Annotated in this window: 21 protein-coding genes; 3 read left to right on the top strand and 18 right to left on the bottom strand. The window is 37.0% G+C overall.

The window, feature by feature from the left end; genetic code table 11:
* Positions 1–270 precede the first annotated feature (270 nt).
* The 7 genes from I5677_RS09790 to spoIIID all read right to left on the bottom strand — a co-directional run bounded on the left by I5677_RS09790 (position 271) and on the right by spoIIID (position 6,320).
* Complete coding sequence (locus I5677_RS09790; protein WP_197661477.1) at positions 271–1,128, bottom strand: RnfABCDGE type electron transport complex subunit B; 858 nt, start codon at positions 1,126–1,128, stop codon at positions 271–273.
* Positions 1,129–1,152: 24 nt separating this feature from the next.
* A complete protein-coding gene (gene rsxA, locus I5677_RS09785) occupies positions 1,153–1,728 on the bottom strand; it encodes an electron transport complex subunit RsxA (RefSeq protein WP_197661406.1) in 576 nt (191 codons plus the stop codon).
* A 14-nt stretch (positions 1,729–1,742) separates the two neighbouring features.
* Entirely contained in the window at positions 1,743–2,504 is a 762-nt protein-coding gene (gene rsxE, locus I5677_RS09780; protein ID WP_197661405.1) for an electron transport complex subunit RsxE, read from the bottom strand.
* The gene (locus I5677_RS09775) at positions 2,497–3,147 is read right to left on the bottom strand and encodes an RnfABCDGE type electron transport complex subunit G (protein WP_330617888.1); all 651 of its coding nucleotides are present in this window, start codon (positions 3,145–3,147) and stop codon (positions 2,497–2,499) included. The genes rsxE and I5677_RS09775 overlap by 8 nt, the downstream gene beginning before the upstream one ends.
* Positions 3,137–4,132 (bottom strand): RnfABCDGE type electron transport complex subunit D, encoded by a 996-nt coding sequence (locus I5677_RS09770; RefSeq protein ID WP_197661404.1) that lies wholly within the window; start codon positions 4,130–4,132, stop codon positions 3,137–3,139. Before I5677_RS09770 ends, I5677_RS09775 begins: the two co-directional genes overlap by 11 nt.
* A gap of 51 nt (positions 4,133–4,183) precedes the next feature.
* Positions 4,184–5,500, bottom strand: coding sequence for an electron transport complex subunit RsxC (rsxC, locus tag I5677_RS09765; protein WP_197661403.1), 1,317 nt, complete (start codon positions 5,498–5,500; stop codon positions 4,184–4,186).
* A gap of 547 nt (positions 5,501–6,047) precedes the next feature.
* A complete protein-coding gene (gene spoIIID / locus I5677_RS09760; protein WP_197661475.1) occupies positions 6,048–6,320 on the bottom strand; it encodes a sporulation transcriptional regulator SpoIIID in 273 nt (90 codons plus the stop codon).
* A 390-nt stretch (positions 6,321–6,710) separates the two neighbouring features.
* Between spoIIID and I5677_RS09755 the strand changes: the two genes are divergently transcribed.
* Entirely contained in the window at positions 6,711–7,646 is a 936-nt protein-coding gene (locus tag I5677_RS09755) for a magnesium transporter CorA family protein (RefSeq protein ID WP_197661402.1), read from the top strand.
* Between the two features lie 75 nt (positions 7,647–7,721).
* On the opposite strand, the gene I5677_RS09750 is transcribed toward I5677_RS09755, so the two are convergent.
* The 5 genes from I5677_RS09750 to I5677_RS09730 all read right to left on the bottom strand — a co-directional run bounded on the left by I5677_RS09750 (position 7,722) and on the right by I5677_RS09730 (position 12,376).
* Positions 7,722–8,174 (bottom strand): GNAT family N-acetyltransferase, encoded by a 453-nt coding sequence (locus I5677_RS09750; RefSeq protein ID WP_197661401.1) that lies wholly within the window; start codon positions 8,172–8,174, stop codon positions 7,722–7,724.
* A gap of 105 nt (positions 8,175–8,279) precedes the next feature.
* On the bottom strand, positions 8,280–9,293 hold the full coding sequence (locus I5677_RS09745) for a YeiH family protein (protein WP_197661400.1): 1,014 nt from the start codon (positions 9,291–9,293) through the stop codon (positions 8,280–8,282).
* 304 nt (positions 9,294–9,597) lie between these two features.
* A complete protein-coding gene (locus tag I5677_RS09740; protein WP_197661399.1) occupies positions 9,598–9,864 on the bottom strand; it encodes a GlsB/YeaQ/YmgE family stress response membrane protein in 267 nt (88 codons plus the stop codon).
* 57 nt (positions 9,865–9,921) lie between these two features.
* Entirely contained in the window at positions 9,922–10,125 is a 204-nt protein-coding gene (locus I5677_RS09735; protein ID WP_197661398.1) for a hypothetical protein, read from the bottom strand.
* A 295-nt stretch (positions 10,126–10,420) separates the two neighbouring features.
* Complete coding sequence (locus I5677_RS09730) at positions 10,421–12,376, bottom strand: HD domain-containing phosphohydrolase (protein WP_197661397.1); 1,956 nt, start codon at positions 12,374–12,376, stop codon at positions 10,421–10,423.
* Between the two features lie 333 nt (positions 12,377–12,709).
* On the opposite strand from I5677_RS09730, the gene I5677_RS09725 reads away from it, so the two are divergent.
* Together I5677_RS09725 and I5677_RS09720 are read left to right on the top strand one after the other, a co-directional pair.
* Entirely contained in the window at positions 12,710–13,453 is a 744-nt protein-coding gene (locus tag I5677_RS09725; RefSeq protein WP_197661396.1) for a nitroreductase family protein, read from the top strand.
* Between the two features lie 19 nt (positions 13,454–13,472).
* A complete protein-coding gene (locus tag I5677_RS09720) occupies positions 13,473–13,628 on the top strand; it encodes a hypothetical protein (protein ID WP_197661395.1) in 156 nt (51 codons plus the stop codon).
* Positions 13,629–13,819: 191 nt separating this feature from the next.
* On the opposite strand, the gene I5677_RS09715 is transcribed toward I5677_RS09720, so the two are convergent.
* The 6 genes from I5677_RS09715 to I5677_RS09690 form a co-directional block, all read right to left on the bottom strand.
* Complete coding sequence (locus I5677_RS09715) at positions 13,820–15,418, bottom strand: MBL fold metallo-hydrolase RNA specificity domain-containing protein (protein WP_197661394.1); 1,599 nt, start codon at positions 15,416–15,418, stop codon at positions 13,820–13,822.
* 227 nt (positions 15,419–15,645) lie between these two features.
* Positions 15,646–16,347 carry a DNA alkylation repair protein gene (locus I5677_RS09710; protein ID WP_206762691.1) on the bottom strand — a complete coding sequence of 234 codons (702 nt, stop codon included), beginning with the start codon at positions 16,345–16,347 and terminating at the stop codon, positions 15,646–15,648.
* Between the two features lie 153 nt (positions 16,348–16,500).
* Entirely contained in the window at positions 16,501–17,181 is a 681-nt protein-coding gene (locus I5677_RS09705) for a Crp/Fnr family transcriptional regulator (protein ID WP_197661393.1), read from the bottom strand.
* A gap of 176 nt (positions 17,182–17,357) precedes the next feature.
* Positions 17,358–17,741 carry a desulfoferrodoxin family protein gene (locus I5677_RS09700; protein WP_197661392.1) on the bottom strand — a complete coding sequence of 128 codons (384 nt, stop codon included), beginning with the start codon at positions 17,739–17,741 and terminating at the stop codon, positions 17,358–17,360.
* A gap of 403 nt (positions 17,742–18,144) precedes the next feature.
* Positions 18,145–18,459: a thioredoxin gene (gene trxA / locus I5677_RS09695; protein ID WP_197661391.1), complete on the bottom strand. Its 315-nt coding sequence runs from the start codon at positions 18,457–18,459 to the stop codon at positions 18,145–18,147.
* 713 nt (positions 18,460–19,172) lie between these two features.
* Positions 19,173–20,123, bottom strand: a complete 951-nt coding sequence (locus I5677_RS09690; protein WP_197661390.1) for an ABC transporter permease — start codon at positions 20,121–20,123, stop codon at positions 19,173–19,175.
* Position 20,124: the final 1 nt, after the last annotated feature.

Genomic DNA, 20,124 nt, shown 5'->3' with positions numbered 1-20,124 from the left:
TATTTTATTCAAGCGAAAATATTTCGTAAATAGTTATGGCATATTCTCTCGATCCACCATCTCGTATGTTGAAGATAATCGGATAAAGATTATAGGAATGTCGGGTATATTACTATTTTTAACTCTCTTTATTACTTTATTGTGATTGATCCGCCGAAACTTTTTCATTATTAATATAATATATAACAGGTACCTCATTTACCTTTCTATAAAAGAAAAGACGGAACATTGTTCCGTCTTTTCTTTTATAGAAATAACAAACTTCTGTACTTAAAAATTATCCTGTTGAACTTCGATTACCTTTACCGGACAGACCGCAGCACATTTACCACAATTGGTACATTTGCTGTAATCAATATAAGCCAGATTGTCCTCCACATGTATGGCATCAAATTCACAGTTCTTAACGCAAAGTTTACACCCGATACAACCGGCTGAACATGCAGCCTTAACATCCTTACCTTTATCCATGGAGCTACAAGCAACCAATGTCTTAGCCTTGGCAGGTACCATCTCAATAATATTGTTCGGACACTCTGCAACACATTTTTCGCAGGAAGCACATTTTTCCTTATCTACTACTGCGATTCCATTCACAATATGTATTGCATCAAATGCACAAACCCTTACACAGGAACCAAAGCCCATACAACCGTAGCTGCATTTCTTATTTCCCTTACCGGGAAGTAAAGCCGCACTTTTACAATCCTTAACGCCATAATACTCATACTTAACTTCTGTTTTATCACAGGTTCCTGCACATTTTACATAAGCAACCATTTTATCTGCCGATGCAGATTCTGTACCCATCACAGCTGCTATTTGATCATATGCCTCCTGATTTGCAACAGGGCAGGCATTCACCGGTGAAGTTCCGGCAGCTATTGCTTTCGCCAAACCATCACAACCGGGATATCCACAAGCACCACAATTGGCCCCGGGAAGCAATTCCCTAACCTGTAATTCTTTCTCGTCCACTTCCACACTTAATTTCTTGCCAGCAATACCCAAAAATACTCCGATTGCCAATCCGGTTGCACCTACAATTGCAGTTGCAACGCCGACACCCTGTAAGTCTACTGCATTGATTGCTCCAACAAATCCCGGAAGGAACGTAGATGTTAACATACTTATCATTTTATTTCCTCCCTTCTATAATAAACCGGAGAAGCCAAAGAAGGCGATTGCCATCAGACCTGCGGTTATCAGTACAATAGGGTAACCTTGCCAGGATTTTGGAACATCATTAAATTCAATCCGTTCTCTAATTCCTGCCATAAGAACAATTGTTAACAAGAATCCGACTGCTGCACCAAAGCCATGTACAACACTGGTTAATATACTATAATCTTTTGTTACATTTATAAGAGCAACACCAAGTACCGCGCAGTTGGTTGTTATAAGAGGAAGATATACACCGAGCGCATTATAAAGCGGAGGGCTGTATTTCTTTAAAACCATCTCTACAAACTGAACCAGCGCCGCAATTACAAGTATAAATACAATGGTATTCATATACTCAAGCTTTGCAGGTACTAATATATAATTATAAATAACACTTGTAATTAAGGACGCTAAGGTCATAACGAAGATAACAGCCGCTCCCATTCCTGTCGCTGTACCTGTTTTTTTGGATACTCCAAGAAACGGACATAAGCCAAGGAACTGACTTAGTACTACGTTATTAACAAGTGCTGCTGCAATTAATACAATTAATAACTCTTTCATCTAAATCACTCCTCCTAGCTATTTTTCTGATCCTGAGCCTCTGTTTTCTTAGCTACTGTTGCTTTACTTGCTGCAATTTCCTTGGAAGCTTCTATCTTTTCACGATTTGTCGTACAGGTATCGCCTCCGCAGCTGCCGCAATTGCCCCCACAGGAGAGCGTACTTTTCGCAGAACCGTTTGTTGCACTTTTAAGCTGCAGCTTATTTTGTAATGCCGTAAGTATTGCCACAACAAAGAAGGCTCCCGGTGCCAGAATAAAGATTAGGGTAGGCTCATAGTTCGCCGGTGTTACTTTAAAGTTAAATATTGTTCCTGCACCTAATATCTCTCGGAAAGCACCAATAGCAGTTAACCCTACGGTAAATCCAAGCCCCATTCCGATACCATCAAAGGCAGATAATACAACGGGATTCTTAGCTGCGTATGATTCCGCTCTTCCTAATATAATACAGTTAACAACGATCAGAGGAATATAAATACCAAGGGATGCATTCAGTGACGGAAGATATGCCTTCAGTAAAAATTCCACTATGGTTACAAAGGTTGCAATAATAACGATATAGGAAGGAATTCTTACTTTATTCGGTATTAATTTTCTTAAAGCCGAAATCAAAAAGTTAGATGCCACCAGTACCGCTGTTGTCGTAAGTCCCATACCGATACCATTGGTTGCGGAAGTTGTAACCGCTAAGGTCGGACACATACCTAACATCTGTATAAAGGTTGGATTATCCTTAACCACACCATTGGATATACGTTCTAATAATTTATTCATTCGTTCCACCTCCTATTTCCGTGGAATTCGCATTAATAAATGCCACACCAGCATTAACCGCATGAACTACTGCATCCGTAGTAATTGTTGCACCACTGATTGCTTCAATCTGATGTTCTTCGGTTGCATCGGTTTTTGTAGTTTCAAACCGTTCCACCGTTTTATTGGAAAATTGGTCTTTAAACTTAGGGGTATCCGCATTCATACCAAGACCTGCTGTCTCACTTATAGATACCATCTCAATGCCTTTTACAGTACCGTCTAAGGAATATCCTACGGCAAGTGAAATCGTACCATTATAACCCTGGTTTGTAGTTACCTTGAAAACATATCCCACCAAGTTATTACTGTCGTCAAATGCTTTATCTACTTCATCAATAATAATGCCGTTAAATGAGGGATCCAGTCCTACCATATCATATTCAGCTGCAACTTTCGTCAGTTCCTCATCCACTGTAAATGTAACCGCATCGGTAAATACGGAATGATATGCTCTGTTTACTGTCTCTATTTGCATTTTTGCAATTGGTTCCTTGGTAACTTCATAAACATAACCTAAAGCCAATCCGGCCACCATAGTTATAAGAAACAAAGAGATGGCATCTTTTATAATCGAAGATTTCTTTTTTGTATTATCTGCCACTTCTTACACGCTCCTTTCCAAAAGCTTTGGGAACTGTGTACTTCTCAATGATTGGCACCAACAGGTTACCGAAGATTATGGCATAAGATACACCCTCTGCGGAGCCCCCAAAGAGACGGAATAATCCCGTAAGAAGACCTAGTAGAATACCATATATGATCTGTCCTTTAGGAGTTCCCGGACTGGTAACATAATCAGTTGCCATAAAGAAAGCACCCAGCATCAGACCACCGCCTAACAACTGACCGAATATGAAATTCGTATCCATACCCTTTCCACCAAATAATACTACGAACATAGCAAAGGATATGATATATGTTAAAGGAATTCTTAAAGAAATTATTCTTCTAAGCACCAGATAACCGGCTCCAACTATAATAGCCACTGCACTGGTTTCACCAATAGTTCCACCGATGGTACCGATAAATAATTTTAATACATCTACCGTTTCACCTGCTTTTATCGCAGCCAGAGGAGTTGCAGAGGACACCCCGTCTAGAGTTACCGCTCCGTTACGAAGGTAATCTGTCATAGTCGGTGATGCAATCTTCTCAACTGCAAACGTCGTCATTCTGACCGGGAAACTGATTAACAAGAAAACACGGGCTGCAAGGGCAGGATTCATAAAGTTCTGTCCTAAACCGCCATAAAGCATCTTCACAACCAAAATGGCAAATACTCCACCCATGACTGCTATCCATAACGGTATGCTTGACGGAAGATTTAACGCTAATAATAAACCGGTAACAATATCACTGTAATCCCCACGATATACAGGTTTTTTCATTAACCTGCAATAGAGGTATTCTGTCATAACACTTGCAGTAATCGTCACCAATATAACTAATAATGCTCTTAAGCCAAAATTATAGATACCGAATATACTCGCAGGCAGTAATGCAATTAATACGTCCCGCATAATATCTCTTGTAGTTATCGAACTCCTGGAATGAGGAGATGCCGATACATGTAACAAATCGCTCAAAGCTTACACCTCTTTCTGTTTCGTACAGATCTGTTATTTAAACAGTCATCTCTATTTCTTTTTCTTTCCTAAAATCATTCTTCTTTCCTGCATAATCTGCTGGGTTAAATTTCTTTTTGCAGGACAAACATAGGTGCAGCTTCCACATCCGCAGCACTCCATACCGTTAAGTTTAATAAATGCATCCTCATCATCTCGAGCTGCTAAGGAAGCTAATTTACTGGCTACCAAGCGGCTTGGACATACCTCCATACATTTACCGCAACGGATGCAAGGTGATTCCTCAGTAGCCGCTTCATCCTTGACAAAACCAAGTAATGCTGAAGTTGATTTAGTAACAGGCACGCTAATTGTATACATCGCCGTACCCATCATTGGTCCACCGGATATAATCTTTTCCGGTTGGTTAACAAAACCTCCTGCTGCTTCCAGAACCTCCTCATAACTGGTTCCAAGAGCCACACTAAAGTTTTGCGGTGTTTTTACGGCATCACCTGATACGGTTACAATCCTTCGTATCAGGGGGGTGCTTTTCGCCACTGCCATATAGATAGAAATAACAGTATCCACATTATCTACAACACATCCTACATCGGAAGGCAGCATGGAAGAATTAATCTTTCTTCCCGTTGAAACATAAATCAATTGACGTTCTGCTCCCTGCGGATATTTTGTTTTCATGGTTTTTATTTCTATATTTTTTTCATTTGCGATTAATTCTCTTAACTTCTTGATTGCTTCCGGTTTATTATCCTCAACAGAAATAATACCTTTGGCATTCTCGAATAGCTGTAATATAATTTTTAATCCACCGACAATTTTCTCCGGCTCTTCTAACATCATTCGATAATCTGAGGTTAGATAAGGTTCACACTCTGCACCATTTACAATAACGTAGTCTATTTTACTATCATCCTTTGGTGTCAGCTTAACATGAGTAGGAAATCCTGCTCCTCCTAAACCTACAATTCCTGCATCTTTGATGAAATCCCTGATTTCATTCTTAGATAATTTTGTATAATCCCGTTCCGTACCAAAGCCTTCTATCTTCTGGTATTCCTGATCATTTTCTATCACAACGGATTCAACCATAACACCTTGTACCGTTAACCGTTTTTCGATTGCTTTTACAGTACCGGATACAGAGCTAATAATATTAGATGATACAAAACCGGTTGCCTCTCCAATCCTCTGTCCTACCAGTACCTTATCCCCTTTTGCAACGATAGGCTTTGCCGGAGCGCCTATGTGCTGGGACATCGGAAATACCATGTCACCCTTTGGTAAAAGAACAGTTGTGGGCTTATCCATAGACAAATCCTTACCGTCATATGTATGGATTCCGCCCAAAAATGTTGACCTACCCATATAACATTTCCTTCTTTCTTTGATTATGTGTTCTCTGTTAAATATAAAACAATGTTACGCTCCCAAAACGCACAAATTATATTATAACACACTCCCGACCATTTTTACATATATTTTTTTAATATTTGGCCAATATACATAAAAAATCTCCAATTTGTGACAAAAAGGATGCCTTGATTAAGAAATCCAGCATCCTTCGTGTGAGTTAATAAAATGTATGATTTTATTATAAAACCCCTATCCCCTACCGTCAATATGGACTTTTTGTCAAAAGAAATATGACGATTTATAAAATGGAAAGTGATAAACTTTTCCTTTCAAACCAAGGAAACAATGAAACCAAAAGTAAAAAAATCAGCTATTTTTGTTGAAATAAAAGTGATAGGGCTTTGTCAAAATTTTAACTTGATGTTCTTATTTTTGTTTTTTATAAATACAGCTACAACTTAAAGACACTTCACATATTCAATATTCTTACATGGAAAAAGGTATCCCTAAGTGATTTTCATCACAAGGAGATACCTTTTATGGTACTTTCGCATGCTCTTTAATATGCTTGGTTATATTTTGCGGTCTTATGAAGATACTTCTCTTTTGTAGCCATACCACCTCTGATATGGCGCTCCGACTTGTTGAGGTCCAAGACAACCCTTGCCCTATTGGCGAGGGAGGGGTTAATTTGTGCAAGACGCTCCGTAACGTCTTTATGTACGGTTGACTTCGAAATGCCGAACTGTTTCGCGGTCTGCCTCACAGTCGCATTATTATCGATAATATAATTAGCGATTTCAACCGCCCGTTCCTCTATATAGCCTTTCATAGTGTCTGCGTTCCAACCCATCGGACGGAACGCATTCCCCCTTATTATCGTTGTTGTTACATTGTATGCAGAGGTAATTGGCAGTAGTACTTTGAATATTTGGTTATGAAAGGATTCCTTTTTTTACATTCCATAAAACTTGTGGTACAGCAATTAAAATACTACCCTATCCTATCTATTATTCCTTATTTCTACTATAATTTATTAATCTTAGCTGCATTCGCTACTTTGATTTTTTAAGCATTATAATTCATCTTTTGCTTGTTCAGTTTTTAAAACACATTAAAAACTATACATTTTATACAATGATTTTATCTAATCGTGATAAATATGTATGTAATGCGTTATACTTTTATACAGAATGTTTTTAGGAAGGTTTGGTATATTCATATGTACTATCAGATACGAGAAGGTTTTCCCAAAATCGATTTTAAATATTTAGATCCGGGCATACTAACTTTGGGCGTTATCCTATTGGAAGAGCTTGAAGCCTGTTACAATCAGTTTGGTTTTTCAGATTCCACCCTCATGGAATGCAGATATAATACACAACATATCCAAGGTAATTTTGATTCTTATCATGATTATGTGTTTGGTATTATCTTTGGATTGAATAAACAACATATATTAAAGGTTCAGGATAAAATTGCAGTCTACATCAAAAAGAATTTATTGCTAATCGTTATCATTGAGGATACGAATAACAGCTTTATCAATAAGACAAAGGAGCTAATGAAACGTATAAAAATAGAGAATATCACATTGGAACGATTGACTTTTGGATTTTTGGAGCGACTAATAAGCGACGAGTATCTGTTACTAGAACAGATCGAAACTGAAATAAGCAATCATGAAGACAGGATTAATGACAGAGATTTGGATAAGAATTTCAATAGTCAAATTACTGAGATAAGAAAAAACCTTCTTTTACTGGATAACTATTATCAGCAATTGATGGATGTAGGTGAAGAGCTTCAAGAGAATGGTGCTGATATATTCACAGAGGATAATCTTAATTTCTTTCGGGTGTTTACAGACAGAGTATTCCGTTTAAGCAATAACACACGGATGCTCCAAGATTATTGTGTTCATGTAAGGGAAGCATATCACGCCAGGCTGGAATACGATCTTAATAAAATAATGAAATTGTTCACCGTAGTGACTACTATTTTTCTTCCGCTTACTCTGATCGTAGGTTGGTACGGCATGAATTTTACCGCCATGCCTGAACTGACATGGAAATTCGGCTACTTATTTGTAATCGTTCTCAGTATCATTGTGGCAATTATATGTATCCTATTTTTCCGCAAAAAACATTTTTTATAGGTTCATAAAATCATATCCCATGATGTTTCATCAAGCTTACTTTTCTTGCATTTTGAGACATAATCTTTGAACTGATTATTTTTCCAAATAAATTATTGTCACCCTCTCTGATAATTGTTCTTTCCGATACGGGCGATATCCTTCCTTTTGATAAAGAGACAGATTTTTTAAACTTTTTTCACTGGTAAACAGCTCGTAACGATATCCAGGGAAATACGCTTCTATTTGCCTTAAAAGCTGTTTACCGATCCCGCGGTTTTGCATCCTTGGATGAACAATCAATCTTCCGATCAACAGGTTATGGTCCTTCGCTTGGCCCCGGACTGCTCCTACAATTTCATTGGTAGAATCCTCTATAGCTTTCAGTATTGTTACACTTTTAAAAGTCTCACTCAGCTGCTCCAATGTTTCTGTTAAGGGGGGAATCGTAAAATCATTATTAAGCATGGCTTCACTTTGGTAAGCTAATTTTTGAAGAGTTAAAACATCCTGCAAATCTTCCACCTGAGCTTTTACTATCTGAATCATATCCAACCAACCTCCTATAATCTCTTCTATTATTTGTATTATTTTACACCTATAAGGCACTAAACTCCATAATACATAAGACTTACGAAGTGATTCATGTACAATCTAAATTTGTCCCAACATGTTCTGAACTAAATATGATACAATTACTACCAGGGTAGATATTAAGAACCCGTGAAGCATTGGCATGATTCCACTTTTATAGACCTTCTTAAAATCTGTCTTTAAGCCAATCGCTCCGAGTGACATTATCATAAGAAACTTACTGAGGTCTGCTAATTCTTTTCCGACCACCTCTTTAATCATACCAGTACTTTTCAATGCTACCATTCCTAAAAACAATAGAATAAACCACGGAAATATCTTTTTTACTTTAACTTTAACTCTCTCTCCATACTTCTTATTATTTATCTTTACCCTAAGATTAACATAAGAAAATATAAGCACAACCGGTACAATGGATAATGTTCTTGTTAATTTTACGATAACAGCATAATTACCGGCTATGTCCGAATAAGCATATCCTGCCGCCACCACGCTAGAAGTATCATTAACTGCTGTGCCTGTCCAAAGTCCAAATCCCAAATCTGACATAGAGAGAAGCTGACCCATGAGAGGGAATAAAATAACCATAATGATATCAAAGATAAAGGTTGCAGATATAGCATAAGCAACATCATTATCGTCAGCTTCAATGGTAGGAGAAATTGCAGCAATGGCAGACCCGCCACAGATACCGGTTCCTGCTGAAATCAGATTCGATAACTTCCAATTCATATGAAATAATTTTCCGAATAAATTCCCGAATCCAAATGCAGTTAAAAGTGTGAATGTCATTACAATTAGCGAATATCTTCCCACCTCATAAACCTGTGTAAAGCTTAAAGATGCTCCCATAAGCACAATAGAAACTTTTAATACTTTCTTTGATACAAAGTTAATTCCTGTTTTAACATCTGTTATCTTCCCAAGAATCGGATGTATCGCCATACCAATCAACATAGCGAAAACACCCGCACTGATTACATGATAAGGTATAAGTTTGCTCAAGAATTTTGCAACAACTGCAAGGATAAAAGCAACCATGATACCCGAAATATAGTTTTTTACCTGACTCATAAGTCCTCCGTTATGTAAGTAATAAGTTAGTTTTATCGTTTTGAATTAGATTTTAGCAGTATGTTCTTATAAAATCAATCTAATTTTATGTTTCTTCTTTTGGAAAAAGCTTTCAATCGCATCCATGGATGTATAAAATCAAAAGAACCTATCTATATGACCCCCTTAATCACTTTGGACATCAAGGGTTTGTTAGGGGATATAACGAAAGTGCACCTGAAGTGCACTTTCGTTATATCCACCGCTGATTTATTCTTTAACAACCCCTACTTACCGTTCTTGATACTGTTAATGCCCCATAGTGTCATGTCTTTCTTTTAAACACACTTATAATTCCTAAAAGTATTACTGCTCCTAGAATAGATATAACAAAACTCCAAAGGTTTAATCCCGTTGCAGGACCTAAACCGAATAACCCTGCTACCCATCCTCCGATGAATGCGCCAAGAATACCTACGACCAAATTCAAACCAAATCCCATTTCTGCATCTTTTCCGGCTATCTTACTCGCAATCCATCCGGATATACCTCCGAGAATTAACCAAACAAGTATATTACTAATCTCCGGCATATAGTACCTCCAAATCTTAATTATTCATACATTCTTCATTTTTATTATTCGTTCCTGTCATTCGTTATTTCCCAATTTATCGATAAACTTATTCGCTTCTCCAAAAACCTCTTCCTTCAATTCATCGACTTTACCTTCCGCATCGGCTTCAATTGAACGTATCTTGCCATTAAATCTCATTTCTTCACTTCCCGCAACTATACCAGTTGTTTCTATCACCTTACCAAGTGTCTTTTTCAGCATTTGATCTATTTTATCCATCTGTTTCGATCCTCCTTGCCATGATATATACTAAGGTTATAAAAATTGTTCCTAAGTATAATATCTGCAAAATAGGATAAACATATTCTATCTAGTTATTAATGTGTTTAGATGTTTATGAGACAATAGAACGATCAAATTGCTTTTGTTAAATCCTGTTTTAACATATATAATAAGAAATAGGTATTAGAATAAAAATATATTCTTGGGAGTCATGCGAAAAACAATACCGCATTTACTAATAAGAGATGCATCTACACTTTTTATGTCCTATCAAATGAAACAGATAATTCACCTATTTATGCTTGGAATGAAACTTTTTATAATAACTTTCAATTCGATCACGGTTGGAAAGAATTACATCTATGATCGCCGGATCAAAATGTTTACCCCGTCCTTCTTCAATAATTTTCATTGCTGTTTCAAAGGAAAAAGCTTCTTTATAAGGCCGCTTGCTGGTTAAGGCATCCAAAACATCTGCTACTGCCACAATCCTGGCACTCAGAGGAATATCATGGCCTTTCTTTCCGTAAGGATAACCGGAACCGTCCCATTTTTCATGATGTCCCTCCGCTATCTCAATACCTATGCCAAATAAACTTTTCCCTTTTTTGACCATGTTTAACTCAGCTGCACGCAACACCTTAGCCCCATATTCCGTATGTAATTTCATTTCATCAAACTCTTTCTTCGTTAGCTTTCCCGGCTTCAGCAAAATACCATCTCTTACCCCAACTTTTCCAATATCATGAAGCGGGCTAAACCGTTCAATTTTTTCAAAATACTCCGGAGTAATTTCTCCCGGGTAAACCTTATTTTCATATAATAACTCGGCAATCACCCGTGAATATACTTTCATCTGATCTAAATGTTCTCCGGTATCCTCATCTCTTGCTTCGGCCAATTTTGCCAAGGCTAGGATACTGCTAAAGATTAAATCGTTGATAAAAATATTTTGATTTAAACTGATCGCTATACTGTTTACTAAGGTTTTTAAAAAGTTTAAATGGTCATTGGTATAAACATTTTTCTGATTGCTAGAGAAAAAAATCATACCTACCGGTGAGCCCGATACCTTAAGAGGCAGTGTAATGGAAGCCTTAATTCCTGCATTCAATATCGTCTGATTATATGGTTTTATTGGTTTACCTGCCGTATATTGCTCAAGGTCATTAATTATTCTGGCCTCTCCGGTCTGTAGCAGTTTCTCCAGACTGGTTTCATTAATTGGCCAGGTTGATCCTAAAATTTTATCCGGTAATCCGTTTATGGTACCATCAGAGACACCATAGGAAGCACGAAATACTTCACCCTCAATCAGTGCAATCCCGATATAATTATATGGAATAAAAGCTGAAAACGTCCGGTTAATGAAATCTAAGCTTTCGTTAAAGGACGAATTGTTATTCATATTCTCAATTAATGAAATCAGATTATTTATTTTCGAAAATATCTCGTTTATCTCATTCACCATAGGTGTTACTTTTTTTTTGGTAGGGAAACTCGGGTTAATCGTGGATTTCGTAAGTCCTATTTGTGATATCCCTTTATATAGCTGAGTAAATGGTAACACAATAAACTTAAGGAGCTGCGATAAGGCAAATATAGCAACAGCACTTAACAATCCAATTAATCCATAGACAGTATATTCTGAATATCTAGCAGATTGTATAGAATCCTTTAGTATAATCTCCTGTATTTGTTCACATAAATTCAGAAGTTGTAGATTATTTTCATTAATATAGATTAGAGCCTTTGCCATATCATAATTTATGTGTGTTGCGCTAACTATAGTATCAATCGCATTTTGAAACTCATTCCATAAATCATCTAATTCTAGCAGATAATCGGATGCCTCCTCAATGGATCTATTAATATCCACTCCGTAAGAATCTATTGAAAGATGTCCTTCTATCATTGCTTTATGAATATTCGTAAACTCTATCTTGGCTTGAATTAAATCGGCTTTTACAGATATAATTTTATTCTGAATTTCTTCTAAAGTTTGATATCTTCTGTCTGCATCGAATGCCTCCAAAAGTACATATAGCCTACTGGCATCTTTACTGATCATTTGCGTATACATCCGTTGTCTACCAAATATATTAATAATTAGTTTATCTTCGTATTCTTTTTTATTTATTTGTTTTTGTAATATGATAAAACAAATGATAATTAAAATAATTGTAATTAGTATCGTTATACCGATCTTTTTTATCGGTCTTAGGGATAATATGTGTTGTGTATCCAATAATGTATCCTACGGTGTTGTCATCTATTTGATGTACTACTACATGTAATTTAATAGTTTAGGTTAAATATGGCTATATGTCAAACCTTTTTTTCCCAAAACACTCCCCCTATTACCGAGGACTTTTTTACGTTGATTTAATCTCCTAATAACTCCTCTATAAAACGAAGCAAATAAATATCAACTTATTCTGACTATATATATAATTATACACTAAGAAATCATCAAATTATATACTAATTTTTATATATAAAGTATAGTGTGTTTAAATGTCTAATGGTAATATTTCCATATAATAAAAATGTAATTTCATATATTTAGGAGGTTAAAAAATTGACTGATTTAGAAGCCATCGAGAAACGGTGTTCCAGAAGAAGTTACCTAAGTACAACAATACCAACGAAAAGCCAGCACCTTCTTAATGAGATAATAGAACAGCTTAACAAACAAAGCGGCCTCTCCATCCAGCTGATTATTGATGGGAGCTCCTCCTTTCAGGGAGTAAGAAAAAGCTACGGTATGTTCAGCGGAGTTCAGAGTTTTATTGCAATGGTCGGAAATTCTACGGACATAAATCTAAGAGAGAAGATAGGATATTATGGGGAGTTGCTCATACTTGAAGCTACGAAACTGGGTCTTGGTACCTGCTGGGTTGGTGGAACCTATGATCGCAAGCATTGTCCCTGTAAAATCAACAAAAACGAAGAACTAGTATGTGTAATCACAGTAGGTCTTGTACAGGAAAAACAAAGCTTTAAAGAAAAGGCTATCTATAAGTTAGCTCACCGAGGTTCAAAGCCGTTGGAAATGCTCTATTACAGTGATACAGAGGAGGTTCCGGAGTGGTTTTTATCCGGTATGAAAGCAGTCCAGAAAGCTCCCTCTGCTGTCAATCGACAACCAGTAAGATTCGTTTATCAAGCCGGTGAGGTTTCTGCATCTGTAAAAGAGGTTACAAAATACGAATTGGTTGATCTGGGAATAGCAAAAGTCCATTTCGAGATAGGTGCCGGAGGTAAATTCAGTTTTGGTAACAAAGCTGTATTTATAAAATATTTGCCATCGGATCTATCGTAGAGAAAAAAGAAATCCATGTATGGCAAAGGCAAATGGTCTCTCCGTTAAACACAGTAAGTATACTAATCTGGATGAATCTGAAATAATCAAAGATAAATTGGTCCAAGCTGAAAAATTTTTCGAAGCTGCTGCTGATTTTAAGCAAAAGGTAAAAGACAACCTTGTTATAGAGTAAGTTTAACGAGTTTATTGGATTCAAAATAAAGGTCTCGCAATGGAATGTGACAAGAAAAATCGGCATAGACGGTAATATATACCAATCTATGCCGATTTTTATCCGGGATTAAAAATCCCTAAGACTCAAACAACTGATAATAAATCAAATGCTCCGTCTGCTTCATCACTTCTATCCCTCAATCCGGTACTTTATCTGTCCCACTTATCACATAAGGAGTTAATCTGGCTTGCAAATTTGGCAAGATCTTTATTAGCTCCGCCTTTGTTTTTTTGAATAACAACCAACAGGCGTTTGCCTGCATTCAACAAGCGTTCAAATACAGAATCAACCTTTACGGTCTCCGTCTTCTTCTCAACCGGAATCATCTTACCTTCAACTACGCAGACATTCCTTCGCAGATCATAGATGGTTCCGCTATATGGCGCTACTGCATTATACCCTAATTCGTCCCGGATATATTCGGTAAAAATATTACATACCTGATCATCCCCATGAACCACAAAAACACTGGAAGGTTTCTTCTCAAAGCTTTGTAGCCACTTAAGTAAACCGTCCCTGTCCGCATGACCACTGACACCGGACAATCTCTTAATGCTAGCACAGACTGTAATCTGCTCTCCAAACAATTTCACCTCTGTTGCTCCATCCAGTAAAATCCTTCCCAAGGTTCCTACTGACTGATGTCCAACAAAAAGAATTGTACTGTCTTCTCTCCATAAATTATGCTTCAGGTGATGGCGAATCCTACCGGCATCACACATACCCGCTGCCGATATAATAACCTTGGGTTCTTCATCAAAATTGATCGCCTTTGACTCGTCTGAAGTAATCGAGGTTTTCAGTCCGGGAAATTTGATTGGATTAATTCCTCTATGAATAAGGTCCATGGACTCCCGGTCAAAATAACCAAACATATTTTTTTCGTAAATTTGAGTGGCTTCTATTGCTAATGGGCTATCTACATAGACTTTAAAATCTCCGTGTCCTTTAACAAGTCTATCTTCTTTAATTTTACGGATAAAGTACAAAAGCACCTGAGTTCTACCGATGGCAAAAGAGGGAATAACGACATTACCACCCCGATCAAAGGTTTCCTGTATAACTCTACTAAGTTCACCTACATAATCCGGGGTCTCCCCATGATTTCGATCCCCATATGTGGATTCCATTATTACATAATCTGCTTCTTTAATATATTGAGGATCTTTAATTAAGGGTTGGTTTACATTACCGATATCCCCTGAAAATACAAGCTTTTTGGTGATACCCTCTTCTGTAACCCATATCTCAATACTGGAAGACCCCAGCAGATGTCCTACATCCGTAAATCGGATCTCTATACCGTCAAAAAGTGTGAATTTCTCGCCATATTCATGGGGTACAAACATCCGAATCGTAGACAATGCATCCTCCATGTCATATAACGGGATAAAAGCCTTATCTCCGGAACGTTTTCCCTTCCTGTTTCTCCACTCAGCCTCAGCCATTTGAATATGAGCACTATCACGAAGCATAATATCACATAGGGCACTGGTAGCAGAAGTGGCATGAATTTTTCCCCGAAATCCCTGACTATAAATCATTGGCAACTTACCGGAATGATCCATATGAGCATGGGTAAGTACTACCGCATCTATCTGCGCTGCCGGGATTGGTATGTCTTGATTCTCGAAAGCATCCCTTCCTTGTTCCATACCACAATCAATTAATATATGTTTATTACAGGCCTCCAGATAAAAGCAGCTCCCTGTTACCTCATGGGTAGCACCTAAAAATGTTAAATGCATATATGTATACCCTCCTTTGTAGGATTCTTTCTAGAGCAGATTAAAGCTTTAATTGCTAACGATTATTTAGATTAATCTGCTACTCATTAATATAATCTCTATTCAGTTTATCACATGCTATTCATAGAGACAACATGTTTCCTCCATGTAACCCATATTTTTCTATTTAAAATATATTTTAACGATAAGTTTTTTTACACTAATGGGAAACAGGTGTGTCAATCTACTTATTTTCGTTTCATTCCCCGTACCCAAGCCTTAGTTTCTTTATCCACTCTTAATGATTCCGTAATCTTTTGAAGCGCTTTGTTATATGTAAAGTCATCCAAATCATTGTTTAGAAGGTACTTTTTTGTCTTCTCAGGAAGTAGAACAAAATAAACAGAAATTGCCCAGGCGATTGCCATCTTTACGTAATAGCCTGAATGTTTTATATGATTAAAATGCATAAAAACCTTATCCGTATATTCCGGTAAAACGTAATAATGAAGAAGCATAACTACGCCAAAGCGTATGTCATATTCCTGATCTGATCTTAGATAAGGCTGCAGAAAATCCCATACCCGCTCCCTATGTTTTTTTGTTATCTTTAGTCCGTTACAAAAGCTATCACACACAGACCAATTGTTAATTTTCGGAATAAAGTCAGCTGCCATATTAAGTACTTCCTCGATACCCGCTTTACAGGATCCGATCACCATACCTTGAAGCATTACTTCTTCAAAAGTTTCATCTTCTGCATACTTAAGATAGAATTTATAATCCTCCTTGGCAATTTTTGCTGCCATTTTTCGAAGCAGGGGTAACCTGACTCCTAGTATATTATTAATCCCGGGGGTTAGAGAAGAACTAAATCTTTGATATTTTTCCTCTGACATCTCCCTTAATTGTTCTCTGATTGTTTTTTCGATATCGATCCCTACTTTCATTCAACCATAGAATTCATATGGATGTAGTATTAATTGTTTTCATAAGTTCAGCGTAACTTCTTCCATATATAATCTATAGAGTACTGTTTTAGCACTCATGATAGCCGACATCTCATGAAGCTAATATGATTAGAATAGTAAGCTTCCACACATTTATAATGTAAGCTGCTCCAATTTTTTACGGTTTAGTATCTCAATGGCTCCTCTGTTTAAAGAGACCATACTTTCATTTTGAAAATATTTTAACATTCGGGTAACGACCTCCCTGGCTGTACCCAGGTGATTCGCAATTTTTTCATGGGTGATTTCTAAACTGTTTGATTCCTCTATATTTGACTGTTCAATTAAAAACAATGCCAGCCTTTTATCAAAACTCATAAACAAAGCCTGCTCCATAATCCATATAACCTCAGTAAAACGTGATGCCATCAATTCATTGGTAAAGGCTTGAACGGATAGGGCTTCTTTCGACAACTTACTAAAGGTTGAGATCGGAATTAAGTAAGCCTGCGTTTCCTTTTCTACTTCAACAAAAATATCAAAGGCAATATTCTTCATCATACAGGAGGCAGAGAAGATACAAACATCCCTCTCGAAAAGTCGGTACAGGGTTATCTCCTTCCCACTTTCTGATACAATATACGCTCTGACCTGACCGCTTTGTAGGAGAAAAAGACCGGAACAGTTATCCGACCCGCTTCGCATGGACTCTCCGGTAACAAAATTCTTTTTAACCATTGACTGTAGCAACATATTCTTTTGAGGCTGTGTCAAATCCTTCCAAAAACTTAAGGTTTCATGAAAGAAAGCTGTGTTTTCTTTTCGATCCAACATACTCCCTCCAATCTTACATTCATTGTATTTTTATTCTAATTATAAAATATTATACGATCGAAATCAAATATAACATAAATTAGTGTTTTAGATACTAAAGATATCCCTTTGCTTATACATAAAAAATGCATGCAAGTTTCCGATTGATACGGCCCTGCATGCATTAATCTTTATAACTACAGCTCTGTCTTCCAAAGTCCATGTATATTACAATATTCATAAACTGCAATGACTCCGTCATTATCTAGAGCAAATACTGCTTTTGGTTCCTCTCCCGGTGCCAGGCACTTTCTTTGAAGACCATTTTTTGTCTGAAGATAAATCCACATAATATAATGTTTGGCTTCCATGGGATGTGGAACGCTTCCGACCTCAACCATAACCATGTTTCCAACAATTGATACCGCGGGAACATGTTTCTCTTTAGAAGCATCCACTGTATTTGCGGTTACTTCCTCCATCTCTTCACCGCAACAAATAATTGGTACATTGCTGTCATGAATCATTTCAACCATATTGCCGCAATGATTACATCTTAAGAACTTTGGTTCCTTACACATTAGACATATCTCCTTTCTTACGTCAGAGTACTGTCTTATTCATCTTTAGCTAAACTATAATGAAACTTTTGTCACCCTGTAAGAAAATTATGTGACTCGAATCGGTGGTCACAAAGAGTGAAGTTAAGTAATAGATAACAAAGCAGTTTTGTTTGGCTAATTATGAACGAAACAATACACTAGAAGTAATATCCCTTATTAACGGAGTATCTATACATTCTCGTTATATTTTCTATCAATAGAATGGTTCTGATATCAAAGCTGATAGGATAATACTCCGTAATTTTGCCGAAAAAACCGTTTTTCCGTCCGAATAGTAATATCATGTCAAACATTCCTATGATAAGTCTATTCTCTGTGTAAAGCTAATCTGCTTTAACGTTCCCATCTTATAATATCAAGCTTATACTTCAAGCATTTTCAAGATATCTTTCTTAGGTCGTACGCCAACTGCTGTAGCAGAAACTTTTCCTTCCTTAACAACCATGAGAGTAGGTATACTCATGACACGGAATTTTGCTGCTAATTCTGATTCCTCATCTACATTTACTTTACCAACCTTTGCACTACCTTGTACTTCGTTGGCGATTTCATCTACCGTCGGAGAAACCATGCGGCAGGGTCCACACCAGGATGCCCAGAAATCTAATAATACAGGTTCTTTTGAGTTTAATACCTCTTCTTCAAAATTATGTTTCGTAATCTTTAATGTTGCCATAATAACTCCTCCTATAAAAAATAATTTAATTTGATAACCGGAATTGCTCTGTGAATTCTTCGGTATAAACGCACGCTACATTATAAGCATGTTTATTATCTAATCTCTTTCTTTTGTACTTATAGCAAAGGCACGTCAATCATTTTTGACAACCTTATGTTTTATGAACCTACTATATCACGATACGTTAAAGTCTTCTGTGATGTTATCACAAATCTTCCTTTTTTTTATTTTTTGGTATTGGTAAATTTATATAATTCCCTATAAATTCATATTATGTGACGATTAACCATAAACATTGGTGAGATTCAACATTTAAGTACCTTTTATAACCTTACACGTGAGAGTGCGTCCTGCCTGGAAGGCTTTCAAAAGCCTTTCTTCAAACTTGTATTCTTTAGTTTGCACATATACTTTCTTTATTCAGAGTGATACAAACATAGTTTAGTGAGCAACTCTTATGAAGTCGTTGGTACTTGACCGCGTATTTTGCGGTTTTATGTACCACTACGTACTTCATCCAAGCGAGAGTGTGTTGCGAATTAACTATGTTTGTATCACGTATTAGATAACTAAAATTGTGCAAAATTATGTATAGTTTTATTTCTGGGCTTTTAAACCCGCATTCTATAAAACAAAAAAAGTCCCCTTCGTAAATCAACTTACAAAAGGGACTGTATCCTAAAATTATCTCTATATATTATTAAGTATATTTACCTTTCTTCTCTAAAGTAGTTAATACCGCAACCGGCAGGCTGTGATCCAGTCTTGGATTTTCGCATGGAAGCGAAAATAAGAACAAATGTCGTAATCAGGAAAGGAAGCATCACATAGAAGGCATTGGGAATATGAATAATATCCTTGGGTGCATAAAATTGTAATACACTGAATGCACCAAAAACCAGAGATCCGAAGATTGCCTTCATAGGACTCCAGCTGGCAAAGATAACAAGTGCTACAGATATCCAGCCCTGGCCGTTTACAACACTACTATTATTCCACACCCCGCCGCCATTAATCAGGGATAGATAAGCACCACCAAGACCACAGATACCTCCACCAAGCATGATATGAAGATACTTAATGCGGGTTACTTTAATTCCTGCCGCATCTGCTGCTGCGGGGTTTTCACCAACAGCACGCATATTAAGACCTGCTCTTGTTTTCATAATATAAATACTACAGATAACAGCCACCAAAACAGACAGGTAAACCAAAGGGTTATGAGAAAAAATCAGTTTACCGATTACTGGTATTTCACCAAGAACCGGAATAGGCTTTTCCGATATTGTTATCATAAATTCTGGTGAAAGCTTTGGTGAGCCCCCTGCTTTTCTAATCATGATCTCACCAAAAAACTTAGCAAAGCCTATGCCGAAGATAGTTAAGGTAAGTCCAGTTACGTTCTGGTTTGCCATCATGGTAACTGTTAAGAAGGCATAAATCAATGCGGCAAAGTTTCCGATTATAAAAGCCGCCAGCAAAGCTAAGGGCAGGCTTCCTGTATGAAATCCTACAAAGAAGCCCATAAACGCTCCCATAAACATCATACCTTCTACACCCAGATTTAAATTACCGGATTTTTCAGTCATGATTTCTCCGGTAGTACCAAACAGCAAAGGAGTACCGGCTTTAATCGCAGCGAACAAAAAGTTTATTATCATA

The organism is Mobilitalea sibirica (assembly GCF_015999265.1).
Taxonomy (GTDB): domain Bacteria; phylum Bacillota; class Clostridia; order Lachnospirales; family Lachnospiraceae; genus Mobilitalea; species Mobilitalea sibirica.
The sequence above is the reverse complement of the archived record's forward strand: the minus strand, read 5'-3'. Positions and strand labels throughout refer to the sequence as shown.